Consider the following 15,341-nt stretch of genomic DNA (forward strand, 5'->3'; position numbering starts at 1 on the left):
GCCCCCTTAGATAATGATCAACTGGCCTTCAATCGCACCCGCTTGTTTCAGTGCTTGAAGGATTGCCATTAAATCAGAAGGTGCAGCGCCCACTTCATTGACTGCGCGGACCAAATCGTCCAGCGTTAGGCCAGGTTCAAATTTGAACATCTTGCCATCGCCTTCCGTGATTTCGATATCTGAATCAGGAACCACTACCGTTTGGCCTCCTGAGAATGCATTCGGCTGGCTTACGTTGAGGTTTTCTTTGATTGCGACCGTCATACCACCGTGGGTTACCGCCGCCGCTCTTAGACGAACGTGCTTACCAACTACAATGGTCCCGGTGCGGGAGTTAACAATGATTTTTGCAGAGCCCTCTGCAGGATCAAATTCAATGTTTTCGACTGCCGACAGGAAAGCCACGCGTTGGCTGATTTCTCGAGGAGCGCGAACTTTTACAGACGTCGCGTCTACCGCAGACGCCATCTGTGGACCTAGGAAGTTGTTAACCGCATCAGCCAAACGCTGAGCCGTTGTGAAATCAGATTGAATTAGGTTAAAGGTGATGTAGTCGCCACGGCCGAATGGGGTTGGGATCTCTTGTTCTACTGTTGCACCGCTAGAGATGATACCCACGTTAGGGTTGTTACCGACAATCTTGGAACCGTCGTTACCTTGCGCACTAAAGCCACTTACCACTAAGTTACCTTGCGCGACCGCATACACTTGACCGTCTAGACCTTTCAGGAAGGTCTGTAGCAAGGTACCACCACGAAGGCTTTTTGCTGAACCGATAGAAGACACTGTTACGTCAACTTCCTGGCCTTGCTTAGAGAATGCCGGAAGTTCAGCGGTAACAATTACTGCCGCTACGTTTTTGGTTTTTGGCTTAGTGCCGGGCGGCAATTGAATGCCAAAATTTTGCAGCATCGCGTTAAACGTTTGATCGGTAAAGGGAGTTGTCTCACCGGTACCCGGCAAACCAGTCACCAAACCATAACCGACAAGTTGGTTACTACGAACACCCGCCACTTTTGCCACGTCTTTGATGCGCGCAGCATGGGCACTGGTGGCAAGAAATAGCATGCCGAATAGTACGAGTGTTAGTTTTTTCATTGAGTAACCTGTCTGTATTGCTTTGATTTATAATAGCTTAGCTAAATTCGGCTGCGTGATCGCGGCTGTCAGTATGTCGACACCCTCTCAAGCTCTACAGTGATACATTAAAGAATCGTGCCAAGAATCCAGGCTCTTGCATATCTTTCTGCACGCCAGTCCCTGAGTACTGAATTCGTGCGTTAGAAACGCGGTTTGAAGCGATGGTATTTTCGAAGTCAATATCGTCTGGACGGATGGTACCGCTTAGGCGGATGTACTCATCGCCCGTATTCAGTGTCATCCACTTTTCACCACGAACCACTAGGTTACCATTGGCTAATACTTCGATGACTTCAACGGTAATGTAGCCGCTGATGCTGTTACTTTGGTTGGCTGACGCATCACCCGCAAAGGTATTGGTGTTGCTCAGGTCATAAGAGAAGTTGTACTTGTCTATAGTTAGCTCTTGACCGCCAACAGCCAGTGGCTCCATCGATGCATCATTCGACTTAGACATGTCTGCGTTGGCTTTTTTGGTCGCTCGAGTATTCTCATCTAGCGCCACTGTAATGATGTCACCAATACCACGCGGTTTTGAATCGTCATACATGCTGCCAATGTGGTTCACATTGAACAAAGAGCCCGTTGCCGCTGCGTAATGCTCTGGTTTCTGCTTTGGGTTGATTGGTGCCCATGCAGGGTCACCGGCAATTGGATCGGTTCGCCCACGAAGCGTGTCGATAATGCCTGAGCTCTCTTGAGCCGACTTATCACCTTCAACAGCATCAACCACTGTGGTTGCATTTTCTTCTGCCGGAGTCTCGATCGGGTCCAGAACAGCACACCCCGACATAGACATAAACAAAGCTAAACAAAAAATACGTTTCATGGCGATATACTCTCAGCAGGCAGTGGTAAATGGGTCAATTAGCAAAAACAGATCGATTAATTAAAAAAGTAAACGGCGAATAAACCAATTACAGCTGTTGGTTAACAAAGCTCATCATCTTGTCTACTGACGAGATAACTTTCGAGTTCATTTCGTATACACGCTGAGCTTCAATCATGTTTACCAGCTCTTCGGTTACGTTTACGTTCGATGTTTCTAGCATCGATTGGCGGATGTTACCTAGGCCATCAAAACCCGGTACACCCTCTTGTGGGTCGCCACTCGCGCCAGTTGGCAAGTAAAGGTTTTGACCTACTGGCTCTAGACCACCTGGGTTTACAAAGTCAGTAATGGTAATTTGACCAACCACGACGTTGTTTTGCTCACCACGTAGACGAACAGATACTTCACCGTCGTTACCAACCGTTACTGAGATCGCGTCTTCAGGAATCACAATTTCTGGTTGTAGAGGATAACCTTGGCCCGACGTTACGATCGCGCCTTCACCGTTCAGTGTGAACTGACCATTGCGGCTGTAACCTGTTTCACCGTCTGGCATTTCAACTTGGAAGAAACCGTCGCCTTCAATCATCATGTCTAGGCTGTTAGACGTCGTTTGTGCGTTACCGTGAGTATGCACTTTTTGAGTTGCCACTACCTTAGAACCCGCACCCAGCATCAAACCACTTGGCAGCTCAGTATTCTGAGATGATTGACCACCCGGTTGATTAATATTCTGGTAGAACAGATCTTCAAATACCGCGCGGCTCTTTTTAAAGCCAATAGTCGAGGCGTTGGCAAGGTTGTTCGAAATCGTTGAGATATTGGTTTGTTGGGCGTCTAAACCCGTTTTACTTACCCATAATGCTGGATGCATAGCAATGTCCTTTAAATTCTATTAGCTCATACGAAGCAGTGAATCAGACGACTTGTCCATTTCCTCTGCTGTGCTCATCATCTTGACCTGCATTTCAAATTGACGTTGTAAGTCAATTAAGCTGGTCATTTCACCTACGGCATTTACGTTACTGCCTTCGATAGCACCTTTTAGCAGCGTTACCGCTGCATCTGCTTCGTATGCCTGATCTGGGTTTTTCGAACGGAATAGACCATTCGTGTCTTTAAACAAACTTTGGTTGTCTGGACGCACAAGCTTTATACGATCAACGACGGCCAATTCTTCAGCTGGAGCGCCTTGAGGAATCACCGAAATCGTACCGTCAGTACCAATTTCTACTTTACTGATTGGGATAGGAAGTGTGATTGGCGCATCGTTCTCACCTAGTACCAAATGGCCACTTGCATTAGTTAGCAGACCGTTTTGATCAACCTTAAGGTTACCGTTACGCGTTAAACCTTCGCGGCCGGTGTTATCCATCACTGAAATCCAGCCATCACCTTGAACGGTAACATCGAGATCTCGGCCAGTGGTAACCACGCTACCTTGCGCAAAATTATGACCAGGACGCTCTGTCATGCTGAAAACACGAGTAGGCATGCCTTCACCATACGCTTGCATTGAACGTGCTTGTGCTAAATCAGCACGGAAACCCGTTGTACTCACGTTGGCAAGGTTGTTTGCACGTAGCTGCAAAGCCTGCATATTTTGCTTTGCGCCACTCATGGCAAGAAACAGTGCGCGATCCATAATTTTGCTCCAAAAAATCATCTTCTAGAGCTTACAAAGCAAACACTGTGCCAATATTTTTAACTGTTATTTATCAATAATTTAAATAGAAAACAAACAAAGAGGGGTGATCATTAAAGGATCATTGAGGAAGAATTGTTGCCAGTGGCATTACCGTGCGGCAATAAGGGCGGCAAATAAGAAGACAAACAACAATACCCAATTCAATAACATTGAATAGGGTATTCGCAGATGATTCAAACGCTCGAAACGATTAACGAATCTGAAGAATATTCTGTTGCAGTTGGTTGTGTACTTCTAGAGAACGCGAGTTCGCTTGGAAGTTACGTTGAGCAGAAATCAAATCAACCAGTTCTTGAGTCATATCGATGTTCGACTGCTCTAGCGAGCCGTTGTTGATGCTACCAAATGAACCTTTGTTCGATTCACCCCAGATCTTGTCACCAGAGTCGTTGGTAGAATCCCATTGAGTACCGCCTTTCTTATCCAGACCTTGCTCATTTGGTACACGAACCAAGCCTACACGGCCAAGCATCACGTTTTCACCATTTGAGTAAGTACCTAGAACACTGCCGTACTCATCGAAATCGATTTTTGTTAAGAAACCTGTTGTCGCGCCATCTTCATCAAACTTAGTCAATTCAAACGGAGCGGCAAACTGAGTTGAAGAATCTAAACCAAACTTAAGCACTTGAGTTGGATCAGCACCGTTCAAGTCAATAGGGTTCGCACCAGCACCCAGTGGTTCCGAGTTAATCGGCTGGCCATTGTTCAGGCTTGCTAACGTACCGTCATTGTTGAACTTCATTGTGTGACCAACATGACCTTGTGCATTCGTCGCATCACCACCAGTAATGTTGACCGGCTTTTCACCGTTCTCATCTGACATGGTGTAGTACGTTTGCCAAGTGTTTGGTTGAGTCTGATCTTTGAGGTAGTAAGTCGTTAACTTGTAAGACTGACCCATAGAATCGTATACCGTCGAAGACGTTGCACGGTTATAAGTATCAGCATCTTTGAAGTTAAATGCAGCCGGGTCTTTAAGATCACCGTTTGCAGGAAGGTTAACCCCTACTTCAATGTTTTCTGTCTGTTTTGGCTTACCAAACTCAGCTGGTATGTCGAGAGGCTTTGGCGCGTAAGAAAGAACTTCACCCGAGTTTGGATCAACATCGTAACCTAAAAGAAACTCATCGTTAGCGGTAACCATGTAGTTGTCTTTGTTTAGGTGAAATGCACCATTACGCGTTAATTCGTTAATCTCTGGCACCATGCGGTCTTTCGATACTGCAAAGAAACCTGTACCACTTACACGTAAGTCCATTGGGTTGTTCGTATAAATACTTGAACCTTCGTGGAACTGTTGCGCCACTTGGCTAGCTTGCGCACCACCACCAGCAGTCGTTTTTGCGTTAGTGAACAACGAGCTTGAGTAAACATCACCGAACTCGGCACGAGACTCTTTAAAGCCAAATGTGTTTGCGTTCGCAATGTTGTTACTGGTTGTATTCAGGTCTAATTGTGCAGCGGATAGGCCGCTTAAAGCTACATATGACATTCCATTATTCTCCTAATCTATCTAGCTAGCATAGTCACTCAATAAAGAGCTACGCTTTACCAACTTCTAGTACTTCAGCAAGTCGTACTGGCGATGTGAAACCAGCCAGATTGAGTAGTACGTTGCCATCGCCCTTACCAAGAAGCACACTGTTCACGTTCGCATAACTGGAAACTTGGAACTCTGTGTTCTCGCCATCCAGCAAACCCGACGCTTTCACGTTGTATTTACCGGCCGGCAATGGGTTACCGTCTTCGTCTTTTCCGTCCCATTCAACACGTGTATCACCAGATGGTTTAGAGCCGATATCAAATGTGCGAACCAATTGGCCAACTTCGTTCTCAACACGGACCATTACATTGTCCATTGCCTGAGGAAGCTTAACCATTGCCGCCATACCGCCATCACCGGGTTTTACACCTGCCGCACCAGGAACCAATACATCACGGCCAACCAAAGAAGATGCCTGAAGTGCTTGGTTAGAGGTCATTGATGAATTCAAGCTTTCAAACTGTGTATTCATTTTTCCAATGCCATCTACGGTCGCAAATGAAGCCATTTGCGCAATCATCTGGTCATTGCTAACCGGCTTGAAAGGGTCTTGTTGTGCTAATTGCTTAGTCAACAAAGATAAGAAGTCTTCTTGTTTAAGATCCTGCTTACCTGTTGTTTCGTCGGGCTTTTTAGCGCCATCTTGAAGACTCTTCAGCTGGTCAACATAGGACAAGCCGCTTTGACCAACATTGTTGTTGATTCCAGCCATGTGCTACCTCCTTATCCTTATTGACCCATCTGCAGCGTACGCAGCAGCATTTGTTTACTCGAGTCAGCAACCTGTACGTTCGTTTGGTACGCACGTGATGCCGAAATCATGTTTGCCATCTCTTCCATAACGTTTACGTTAGGCTTGTAGATGTAGCCTTCGTTATTCGCTAATGGGTGGTCCGGGTTGTACTCCGCGCTCAGCGGCTTATCGCTTTCTACAATACCTAATACTTTCACAGGCACAGTGTGGTCACTGTTGCGTGCTCGATTTAACTCAGCGCCGAACACTGCGTGGCGAGCCTTGTAAGTTTCTTCAGCAGAACTACTTACACTGTCCGCGTTCGCAAGGTTGCTCGAGGTCGTATTTAGACGAACAGATTCAGCACTCATCGCAGAACCAGTCACATTGAATACATTAAATAAGCTCATCTAATTATTCCCCTTTAATCGCTTTAGTTAAATTCTTGAACTTACTTCCTAGGAAGTCGAGAGAAGCTTGATGCCTAATTTGGTTTTGCATGAAAAGGTTTCTTTCCAAATCCAAATCAACCGTGTTGCCATCTCCTGTATCAGGTTGTGTAGGAATTCGATACTTCGTTTCCCCGTTCACCGTTGTTGAGGCAGAAATGTGCCGACCATCTGTACGGCTAAGACCAATGCTTGCCCCAGAACTTGCCGCTTGTAGTGATTTCTTAAAGTCTAATCCCTTTGCTTTATACCCAGGCGTGTTTGCTTGCGCGATATTGGTGGAAAGCACCTCAGCGTTACGCTCACGTACACCAACTGTGTGCTGGTGAATGCCCAAAGCATTGTCAAAAGAAATAGCCATGTAAACCTCAACTCAAGAACTGACTGTTATGAAATAACCAAAGCAATATATATACCAACTTTTAAAACAAGGCGGTCTATCAATGCTTTTACAGGTTACTCGTGGGTAAACTTGCAATATACAAGCCAAAAATTAGAGTAAATTGGAATGTCACTCTGACTTAAAGATATAGCTTAAGCAGGAAAAAGAAAACCCAGCACTTGGCTGGGTTTTAAATTTATACGGTAACGTTACACCTAATATAGGTGCCGTTCGTTACTTTAATTTGTAGATGATGCCTGGATTACAGCGAACCATTTCAAAACGATCGGTTAAGCCTGTTAACGATTCAGACGCACCCAATAGTAAGTAACCACCAGGGTTCAGGCTATTTGCCATCTGGTTAAGTACCTTTGACTTCATATCAGGCGAGAAGTAAATCAGCACGTTACGACAGAAAATGATGTCGAACTTGCCTAACAATGCATAGCTGTCCATCAGGTTCTGAGGGCGGAAGTTCACCATGCGCTTGACGTTATCTTTCACTTTCATACGGCCATCGCCCGCATCTTCAAAGAAAGTACGACGGCGCTCTGGAGAAAGTCCACGTCCCAATGCAAGGTTGTCGTAAGCGCCAGTTCGGCACATATCCAACATACTTGCTGAGATGTCAGTTGCGGTAATCGATACATTTGGCAGCATACCCGGCTTACGAGCTTGAGTTTCAAGAATCGTCATTGCCATTGAGTATGCTTCTTGGCCTGAAGAGCTTGCCGCAGACCAAATCTTAATAGGACGTTTATTTGCCGCTATTTCCGGTAGAAGCTTATCCGCCAGCACAGCAAACGGGTAAGTATCACGGAACCAAAGTGTCTCGTTCGTCGTCATGGCATCGACAGCAGCCACACGCAGCTCACGGTTTCGACCTGTTACTACATCTCTCAACAAATCAGATAACGAAGCTAACTTAAACTTCGTTACTAATGGGCTTAGACGACTGCGCACTAAATACTGCTTGCTGTCACCTAATACAATGCCACATTGAGATTCTAAGAAACGGCTGAAATCGCGATACTCTTGATCACTTATTGTTATAGCAGTCATTAATGTCTCTTTTAGTTAGTTAACGCAGCTTTTACCGCTGCACCAAGCTCATCCGGGTTGAATTTAGCGATGAAGGAGTTAGCTCCAACACGCTCAACCATGGCTTGGTTAAATACACCACTCAACGATGAGTGTAAAATTACGTATAAATCTTTAAGTTCGGCGTGACGACGAATCTCGGCAGTCAGCGTGTATCCATCCATTTCTGGCATTTCGATATCAGAAATCACCAATGAAATCTGATCGTAAATACTGCCTTCTGATGACATCTGCATCAGCTTCTCATAGGCTTCTTTACCATCCTTCACCGAGATAACTTCAAAACCAATCGACTCAATAGCACGCTGAACCTGCTTACGAGCAACGGTCGAGTCATCAGCAATCAAGATGCGGCGAACCAGTTCTTTCTCTTGTTCTACTTTCGCAATATCTTCAGCAATCTTGCTGTCCATTGTTTCATCAACAGGAGAAATTTCTGCAAGGATCTTCTCAACATCAAGAATTTCTACCAATTCATTATCAATGTTGGTTACCGCTGTCAGGTAGTTAGCTCTACCTGCGCCATCTGGCGGCGGAAGAATCGATTCCCAGTGCATGTTAATAATGCGCTCAACTGAACTTACCAAGAAACCTTGAATGGTTCGGTTAAACTCAGAGATAACCACAAAACACTTTTCAACATCCGTTGTAGGACGGCCACCAATCGCTAAGCTCAAGTCGATCACAGAGATCGTTTGGCCACGAATGTGTGCTACACCTTTAACCAGTGGGTTCAAGTTTGGCATCTTTGTCAGCTTAGGGCATTGAAGCACTTCTTTTACTTTAAAGACATTAATGCCGTAACGCTGACGCCCCATTAGGCGAAAGGTTAGTAATTCTAATCGGTTTTGACCGACGAGTTGCGTACGCTGATTCACCGAATCAAGAATACCCGTCATGAGCTCATCTCCATATCAAACTTTTTTGTATAAAAAGTGTTAGTCTACTGCAGGCTACGGACCACCAGAGAAACGGAATGACGTATTATAAATCAAATTTGCCACCTCTTTCTATAGCAATGTGTAGAGCTACTTTTAAAACTGTCGCTAAGTTTATCGGCATTTTATCAATATTGTTTAGTTTTTTTGTACAAGCTGCGACCCCAGAACAAATTGAGATGATTCAGTCTGCAGCGGAGCAACATATCCTTGATACGGTTGAGCAGCCACAAGGTGGCGAACTCTTTGTTAATTCAGCAAATGTTGACTCAAGAATCAAAGCGACAGACTGCCCAGTGCCTTTAGAGACCAGCGCTTCAACGACCACCAATACCCGCAGCAGCATTACGGTTTTAGTGCAATGCGTTCCTGATGAGTGGCGAGTTTATGTACCCGTTCGCCTTTCGATGTCGGTGCCTCTTGTCACCACCACTCGCTCAATCGCGAGAGGCGAAATCGTCGGTCAATACGATGTCACCACAGCTATGATTTCTCTTAACAAGTTTCGTCGCCAAGGTTTCACAGCTCCACATCAGGTCATCGGCGCTAAGGTAAAAAAGAACCTAAGACCGGGCGATGTTGTAGAAAGAGGTGATATCTGTGTCGTGTGCCGAAACGAGAAGGTTATCATACAGGCAGTAAAAGGTGGCATGACCATTACCACCAAAGGAACTGCGCTTACCGATGGCTCTATGGGTGATCAAGTAAGAGTGAAAAATGATAAATCACAGCGTATAATTGAAGGGATTGTTACCAGCATGTCTGAAGTCACGGTTTACTTTTAACTCTTTACTTCTAAATTGACGGTATCGTTAGCGATTTCACTCTCAATTCTAACGCCAAATATAACGGCTGCGGTGTTTGGTCCCTTTTCGACTATTGAGCTAAAAATTGCTAAAGTATTCGAACCCTTGGTCGATATTGACTGTACAGGTTCCCATTTTTGAAGAAAAAGGCTTAACTATGGCAGGCATTGATAATATTCGTTCAGGGCAAACCCTAACGACCACTAACCGATCAGCAGTACGCTCTGATTCTAGTTCTGAGGCATCACGCTCTGATGTATCAACTAAATCACCAGCAAGCAAAGATGCGGTTTCACTTAGCCAACAAGGCAAAGCGATTGGTCAGCTCCACCAAGATATGGCAGCACAGCCAAGCTTTGATTCTGTGAAAGTAGCAGCGATCAAAGAAGCAATTGCGAACGGTTCATACACTGTCGATCCAGAAAAACTGGCAGACAACATGATCAAGTTCGAAGATGAATTAAAAGGTCTTTAAGTTAGCACTCACTTTTGATTGAAGTGATTGTCTTAAAGCACACGAGGTTATAAATAGGTTTACGTTATGGCGGCACTAGCAGATTTAGTTAATTTCCAACTTCAAAATGCCAAAGCCTTATCTGAATTATTAAGTTCAGAGAAAACCGCTATTACGAGCCGACAATCAAACGATATTGAGCGAATCGCCAAAGAAAAAGTGGTCCTAGTTGAACAACTAAGATCAACCGATCAGCGAATCGCAGCCCATACCAATATCTCAGAGCTGACCGAGAATCCTGAACTTGCTCAGTTAGTCACTAAGATCCAGTCCATAGTGCACGATTGCCAGCAAGCGAACCTTGTGAATGGCGAAGCCTTGAATCGAGCGCACCTTAGCTTCAAAAAACTCAGCAATATGATGCAGCAAAGCCACGGGAAAATTGGCATGACCTACAATGCCGGTGGTCAAACGCATACGATTTCTACGCTGGGAACCAACGTAAAAGCATAATTAAGCCCCCTGTCTTCAATAATATCTTTAGTCACCTTCCTGCTCGTACCTGTATCTGTGTCTGTATCTGTGTCTGTATCTGTATCTGTATCTGTGTCTGTATCTGTATCTGTGTCTCAGCTTATCCTTAGCATGATATCCGTCAAAGCTCCTACTAGATCGGTAAATGTGCCGAACGAATTAATAAATACAAAAAAGCGGCAAGTATTTTCATACTTGCCGCTTATGATTCATATCAGTTATTAGTTGCCGATACGCCATCTGGAAAACGAGAGCAGCCAATATAACTGGATAATCCTATAACTAGATGATCATTAGGCTAGAACAACGTTTGTTGTCTCTTTTCAGGTACAGGCTGAACTTCACCGTAATTACGTAGCTGTTCCATCTTACGGATATCAAGCTGAAGCTCTGTTACATAGCTGTCGCCCACTGGGTAGCTGCGTACCACTTCTGCACCGCGGATTACACCATCAACCGCACCAGAAGTACGTTCTGTACCAAGGCGTTGATCTTCCAGCTCTGCGCGACCACTCACTCGCATACCATAGACTTGTTCAGCAAGTTCACGATAGGCGTCGATCTTGGAAGCTCTCATCGCACGGATACGTCTTTCTTCATCGTTACGTCCCTTCTGCTCACTGATACTCGCGTAGCCAACGGCAACCAAGTAGTCGTCTGGCCTCATGTTTTGCAGTGGCTGACAGCCAACAAGCAGTAAAGCAGCAACAACAAATATTAACTTCTTCATCTCGAACTCCTAAGGGCGAAGAATAACAGTATAAGGCTGGCTGATCGTTGGATCAGAACGAATAATAACGCCATCTTGAGTTCGAATACTGTTTAGAGTATCTAGGTCACGACCAATACGGTCTGCAGGCAAGAAGCCTTGTGCCGTCGCCACGACAATGCGAGTTTGCATGCCAACTACACGAGCATTGACTAACACACCACCTTCTTGGCGAAGCATAGTGCCTGTCAGTACGTACTGTACGTCTTGTTCTTGAGCTAAGTCTTTCCAATCGCGGCTTAACGCAAAATCCCCCTGGTGGGTCACTTGAATAGAACCTGTTGTTTTGAAATCAACAACCTTGAAGCCACGACGCTGAAACTGATGAATGAAACCTTCTGATACCGAGTTTCCTAGCCAGTTCGTTGTGTCCATGTGTTGCAGGTCAACAAACGACGTAATCGCTATCGGAGTTCTTGCTGAGATACTCGTATTCGAAATGATCAGATCTTCGGTCATACTTTCCACGAAGAAATCCATGGTATGACGAGGGCTATCCATCAACATAAACTGACTGCCTGAATATTCAGACTTGCCGTTATAGATTGGCGAATAAGCGCATGAGGTCAACAACATGACACTCATTACTACGAGCCATTTTTTCATTCTCTTATCTCCAGATAGGTTTAGTGCTCCCTGTTCCAATATGTTCTCACCATTATTCTTTTCAATGGATTACAATGTTGGAACAGTCTTTGCTTTTCATTAATGGTTCAGATTAAGAAAAACGCACTTAAGTCAGCTTCAAGCTTATAGTTATTTGTTAAGCAATATTTATACCCAACTGGTAACGAATAGATGAAAAAAATAATTTCTTACTTATTTTCAATAAGTTCACTGATAACCATAAGCTTCAGTGCTCATGCCTCTTGGTATGAAGTTACCGGTACCGCAGCCATCGTATCGTCAGAGAGCGCCGCAAGGGTCCATGCTTTGGAAGACGCGGTATATAAAGCGATCCAGTTCTCAGGAGCCGACATTGGTAGCATTGCCAACCTCACGCCCTACCTCGACGCAAACAAGAAAGAGTTTCAATTTACCAATCATGAAGTGCGCTACATCTTGGTAGAAAAAGAGAAAAAGCGCAGTGGCAATATAATGATCACAGCAAGGATCGATATCTATCCTTCGGCAAATGCTTGCCATGAGAGCCAATACAAGAAGACATTTTTGGTCGGTAACATTGATGTGACCTCCCCTCAGCAAGCTGTAATGGGAAGAATCTATAACATTGGTGATGATTTTGGCCATGTCGTGGATCGACAGCTGGCGCAAGAGTCTCGCAGCTTTGTTTCCGTTGGCACGACCAATTACGATATCGACAAGCGTCGACCAGAGGTGATCAAGATGATCGCCCAAGACACTGGCGCGCAGTACATCATTGGTGGTGACATTACCGATTTAACTGCGACCATCGAATCCAAGCTTTTGAAAGACGACATCATCAATCGCCAGTTTGCGTTAGAGATGCAAGTCTTCGATGGTAAAACAGGTCATCAGGTTTACAACCGTAGCTATCGTGAAGTGGCAAAGTGGCCATTTGCTAAGACCAGTGAAGTGGACACCCGCAGTGCTCGTTTCTGGGCATCAACCTACGGCAGTATGATGCTGCGTGTTAGCCGCAATATTATGTTGGACTTAGAATCTGAAGTGTCATGTAAGATCACACTTCCAGAGGTGGCTGCAGTATTTGGTAACACTGTGACCATTGATTTAGGTCGAATGCATGGTGTTCAACAAGGTGACAAGCTGCAGCTATGGCACACCGGTTCGTTTATCGACCAACGCGGTTTACCACGTAATAAGGTATCTCAAAGCGACATCACGCTGACGGTTTCTCGCGTTTATGAAAACGAAGCAGAACTAACTATCGACCAACCAAGCCTTGCAGGAAGCATTCAAATTGGTGATGTGATGCAGAAAATCATGTAGTTAGCGACACGCCCGTCTCATAGTTTCTAATAAAGCCTTAGCACTTTTGTTAAGGCTTTATTTTTTTCATGGGTATTAGTTTCGGTTTTGCAGTATTTGGCGTAATCTTATTAATAACATAATCATCACTTAGCAAACTATGAGTCAGAATAATCTAATTGGTGCTACCGGTTACCGCTTTATCTCGAAAGGTAAAACCGCTTTTAAGATCCACATCCATACTCCCGAAGATACGGTGTTGCATCGGTCGGTCGGTTTTGTTCGTATGGGTGAAGACAAAGCACTGAAGAAAACCATTAAATTAAGAGATGAACTGGGCAGACAGCTTTGGGGTAAGTTTTGGCCCAAAGTCCTCAAAGAGCCCTACCTGATGACGCGTCTACCTCATAGTCTAGAACCCAAAATTGTATTTAAGCCAAATCCAACTCAGAGTGATCCTGAACACCGCGACGAGTGTTACATCGCTAAGTGGCGTGTATTCTCAGAAAACGGCGACTACAAATACAAAACTAAGGTGTGTTCCATCAGAAAGCACGGCAGACTTGCCGCCTATAGCCAAACTAAACGCGCCCTGCTTGATGCCCACAAAGACGTGATTGATCTGCTTGTCTTTATGGGACGATTGAACAGCATCGACCTGAAGTAGCCTGGAGTGCAATTAGGTTGATTTCCCATATTGTTCACATACAAAAACAGCCGCACATTGCGGCTGTTTTTATTTTTAGATTAGTCACCTAGCGCTTTAGCATTTTATCCACACGCTAAATCGACCATCTAGCTTCGGCATATCTCTGCCAATGTCGTGAGTCGGCGCTTAGACTCTTTCACATAAGGGTTGGCTTGATCCCATGCGTAACCCGCCAGAATTGAGCACACCATCTGCTTAATCTTTGGGTTTGGATCTTGATAAAAAATCACATCCTGCAAAGTACCTGAGTACCACCCCTCAACATACGTCCTAAAGGTGTTTACGCCCACCATCAACGGATCGGCATAATCGCGCTCCCAATCGACTTGTTCACCATTGAGCTGCTTTTCAACACACTCCACCGCAAACTGAGCCGACTTCATAGCAATCGTCACGCCGGATGAAAATACCGGGTCAAGGAACTCACCAGCATTGCCAAGCAACGCGTACTTATCCGTCGCCAGATGTTTTACATTGGCAGAATAGCCACCAATTTCACCTGCAGGGTTTGGATATTCGGCATTTGCCAGAATTTCGGCTAAGCCCGGCTCTTCTGTCGCTAGCTGTTTAATGGCAGCTATCTTATCTTCTGGGTAGGATTCAAAGAACTGAGGTTCACCTACCACACCAAACGAAGAGACACCGTTACTAAACGGGATCAACCAATACCAAACATCAGGATTAGTTGGGTGCACCGAGATCAAGATTTTATTGCGGTCATATTCAAGGTTGGTATCAACCTCTGCAATATGATCGTTAATGTGCGTAAAAATAGCTTTGCGTGGCGGAAGTGATGACGGCTCTTCCAAGTTAAGCATTTTCGGTAGCACTCGGCCGAAGCCACTGCCATCTAAAACGTATTGCGCTTCTATCTGATAGGGCTCTCCACCCAACTCTTGCACATCTAAAATGGTACTGTCGTCGGTGAAATTAATGCCCATCAACTCATGCTGATAATCAATGCTGACACCCTGCGACTCAGCCGTATCTGCCAAAACCTTATCAAAGGCACCTCGCTGAACCTGAAACGTTGTTCCTGGGCCAGAAGAGAACTTATCTTCAAAATTGAACGCCGTGTACACACCATTCTTACGAAAGGCTGCGCCATCTTTGTATTGGAAGTTGGCGTTGATTACTGCATCAGTCATCCCAGCCTGTTCAATCACTTCCATACAAGCGGGTAATAGGCTTTCACCAATAGAAAAGCGCGGGAAAACGCTCTTTTCAATCACTCGAACATCGATGCCTTTTTTATGAAGCAAAGACGCAGCAATAGACCCTGATGGCCCAGCTCCGATGATCACTACTTGAGTTGACAGTTTTTTCATT

General features: G+C 45.0%; 18 protein-coding genes. 5 read left to right on the top strand and 13 right to left on the bottom strand.

The genetic code is table 11. The features are described 5' to 3' along the window. Window positions 1-6 precede the first annotated feature (6 nt). The 10 genes from MSG38_RS11740 to MSG38_RS11785 all read right to left on the bottom strand — a co-directional run bounded on the left by MSG38_RS11740 (window position 7) and on the right by MSG38_RS11785 (window position 8,790). Window positions 7-1,098 carry a flagellar basal body P-ring protein FlgI gene (locus MSG38_RS11740; protein WP_048615751.1) on the bottom strand — a complete coding sequence of 364 codons (1,092 nt, stop codon included), beginning with the start codon at window positions 1,096-1,098 and terminating at the stop codon, window positions 7-9. A 94-nt stretch (window positions 1,099-1,192) separates the two neighbouring features. Beyond that, on the bottom strand, window positions 1,193-1,969 hold the full coding sequence (gene flgH, locus MSG38_RS11745) for a flagellar basal body L-ring protein FlgH (RefSeq protein ID WP_017064132.1): 777 nt from the start codon (window positions 1,967-1,969) through the stop codon (window positions 1,193-1,195). A gap of 88 nt (window positions 1,970-2,057) precedes the next feature. After that, window positions 2,058-2,846 carry a flagellar basal-body rod protein FlgG gene (gene flgG, locus MSG38_RS11750; RefSeq protein ID WP_017062259.1) on the bottom strand — a complete coding sequence of 263 codons (789 nt, stop codon included), beginning with the start codon at window positions 2,844-2,846 and terminating at the stop codon, window positions 2,058-2,060. A gap of 21 nt (window positions 2,847-2,867) precedes the next feature. After that, window positions 2,868-3,617, bottom strand: coding sequence for a flagellar basal body rod protein FlgF (locus MSG38_RS11755; protein WP_019825277.1), 750 nt, complete (start codon window positions 3,615-3,617; stop codon window positions 2,868-2,870). Window positions 3,618-3,870: 253 nt separating this feature from the next. After that, a complete protein-coding gene (gene flgE / locus MSG38_RS11760) occupies window positions 3,871-5,175 on the bottom strand; it encodes a flagellar hook protein FlgE (protein WP_017062260.1) in 1,305 nt (434 codons plus the stop codon). Window positions 5,176-5,224: 49 nt separating this feature from the next. Continuing rightward, window positions 5,225-5,938, bottom strand: coding sequence for a flagellar hook assembly protein FlgD (gene flgD, locus MSG38_RS11765; protein WP_010439286.1), 714 nt, complete (start codon window positions 5,936-5,938; stop codon window positions 5,225-5,227). A gap of 17 nt (window positions 5,939-5,955) precedes the next feature. Next, window positions 5,956-6,369 (bottom strand): flagellar basal body rod protein FlgC, encoded by a 414-nt coding sequence (flgC, locus tag MSG38_RS11770; RefSeq protein ID WP_017631739.1) that lies wholly within the window; start codon window positions 6,367-6,369, stop codon window positions 5,956-5,958. A gap of 4 nt (window positions 6,370-6,373) precedes the next feature. After that, on the bottom strand, window positions 6,374-6,769 hold the full coding sequence (flgB, locus tag MSG38_RS11775; protein ID WP_004736175.1) for a flagellar basal body rod protein FlgB: 396 nt from the start codon (window positions 6,767-6,769) through the stop codon (window positions 6,374-6,376). A gap of 255 nt (window positions 6,770-7,024) precedes the next feature. Beyond that, window positions 7,025-7,852 carry a protein-glutamate O-methyltransferase gene (locus MSG38_RS11780; protein ID WP_004736174.1) on the bottom strand — a complete coding sequence of 276 codons (828 nt, stop codon included), beginning with the start codon at window positions 7,850-7,852 and terminating at the stop codon, window positions 7,025-7,027. 11 nt (window positions 7,853-7,863) lie between these two features. Then, on the bottom strand, window positions 7,864-8,790 hold the full coding sequence (locus tag MSG38_RS11785) for a chemotaxis protein CheV (RefSeq protein WP_019825285.1): 927 nt from the start codon (window positions 8,788-8,790) through the stop codon (window positions 7,864-7,866). A gap of 77 nt (window positions 8,791-8,867) precedes the next feature. Between MSG38_RS11785 and flgA the strand changes: the two genes are divergently transcribed. From flgA to flgN, 3 genes are all read left to right on the top strand, one after another. Continuing rightward, window positions 8,868-9,614 carry a flagellar basal body P-ring formation chaperone FlgA gene (flgA, locus tag MSG38_RS11790; protein ID WP_048611324.1) on the top strand — a complete coding sequence of 249 codons (747 nt, stop codon included), beginning with the start codon at window positions 8,868-8,870 and terminating at the stop codon, window positions 9,612-9,614. Window positions 9,615-9,792: 178 nt separating this feature from the next. Continuing rightward, on the top strand, window positions 9,793-10,110 hold the full coding sequence (gene flgM, locus MSG38_RS11795; protein WP_017062263.1) for a flagellar biosynthesis anti-sigma factor FlgM: 318 nt from the start codon (window positions 9,793-9,795) through the stop codon (window positions 10,108-10,110). 66 nt (window positions 10,111-10,176) lie between these two features. Beyond that, on the top strand, window positions 10,177-10,602 hold the full coding sequence (gene flgN, locus MSG38_RS11800) for a flagellar export chaperone FlgN (RefSeq protein ID WP_017064136.1): 426 nt from the start codon (window positions 10,177-10,179) through the stop codon (window positions 10,600-10,602). Window positions 10,603-10,921: 319 nt separating this feature from the next. On the opposite strand, the gene flgP is transcribed toward flgN, so the two are convergent. Together flgP and MSG38_RS11810 are read right to left on the bottom strand one after the other, a co-directional pair. Beyond that, on the bottom strand, window positions 10,922-11,353 hold the full coding sequence (flgP, locus tag MSG38_RS11805) for a flagellar assembly lipoprotein FlgP (protein ID WP_017062265.1): 432 nt from the start codon (window positions 11,351-11,353) through the stop codon (window positions 10,922-10,924). Window positions 11,354-11,362: 9 nt separating this feature from the next. Next, window positions 11,363-11,998, bottom strand: a complete 636-nt coding sequence (locus MSG38_RS11810; RefSeq protein WP_017064137.1) for a FlgO family outer membrane protein — start codon at window positions 11,996-11,998, stop codon at window positions 11,363-11,365. 192 nt (window positions 11,999-12,190) lie between these two features. Between MSG38_RS11810 and MSG38_RS11815 the strand changes: the two genes are divergently transcribed. Together MSG38_RS11815 and MSG38_RS11820 are read left to right on the top strand one after the other, a co-directional pair. Further along, entirely contained in the window at window positions 12,191-13,324 is a 1,134-nt protein-coding gene (locus tag MSG38_RS11815; RefSeq protein ID WP_048615749.1) for a flagellar assembly protein FlgT, read from the top strand. Between the two features lie 139 nt (window positions 13,325-13,463). After that, on the top strand, window positions 13,464-13,970 hold the full coding sequence (locus MSG38_RS11820) for a hypothetical protein (RefSeq protein WP_048611319.1): 507 nt from the start codon (window positions 13,464-13,466) through the stop codon (window positions 13,968-13,970). A gap of 128 nt (window positions 13,971-14,098) precedes the next feature. On the opposite strand, the gene MSG38_RS11825 is transcribed toward MSG38_RS11820, so the two are convergent. Continuing rightward, window positions 14,099-15,340: an NAD(P)/FAD-dependent oxidoreductase gene (locus MSG38_RS11825; protein WP_248401907.1), complete on the bottom strand. Its 1,242-nt coding sequence runs from the start codon at window positions 15,338-15,340 to the stop codon at window positions 14,099-14,101. Window position 15,341: the final 1 nt, after the last annotated feature.

The organism is Vibrio sp. 1CM24A, assembly GCF_023161725.1.
Lineage (GTDB): Bacteria > Pseudomonadota > Gammaproteobacteria > Enterobacterales > Vibrionaceae > Vibrio > Vibrio coralliirubri.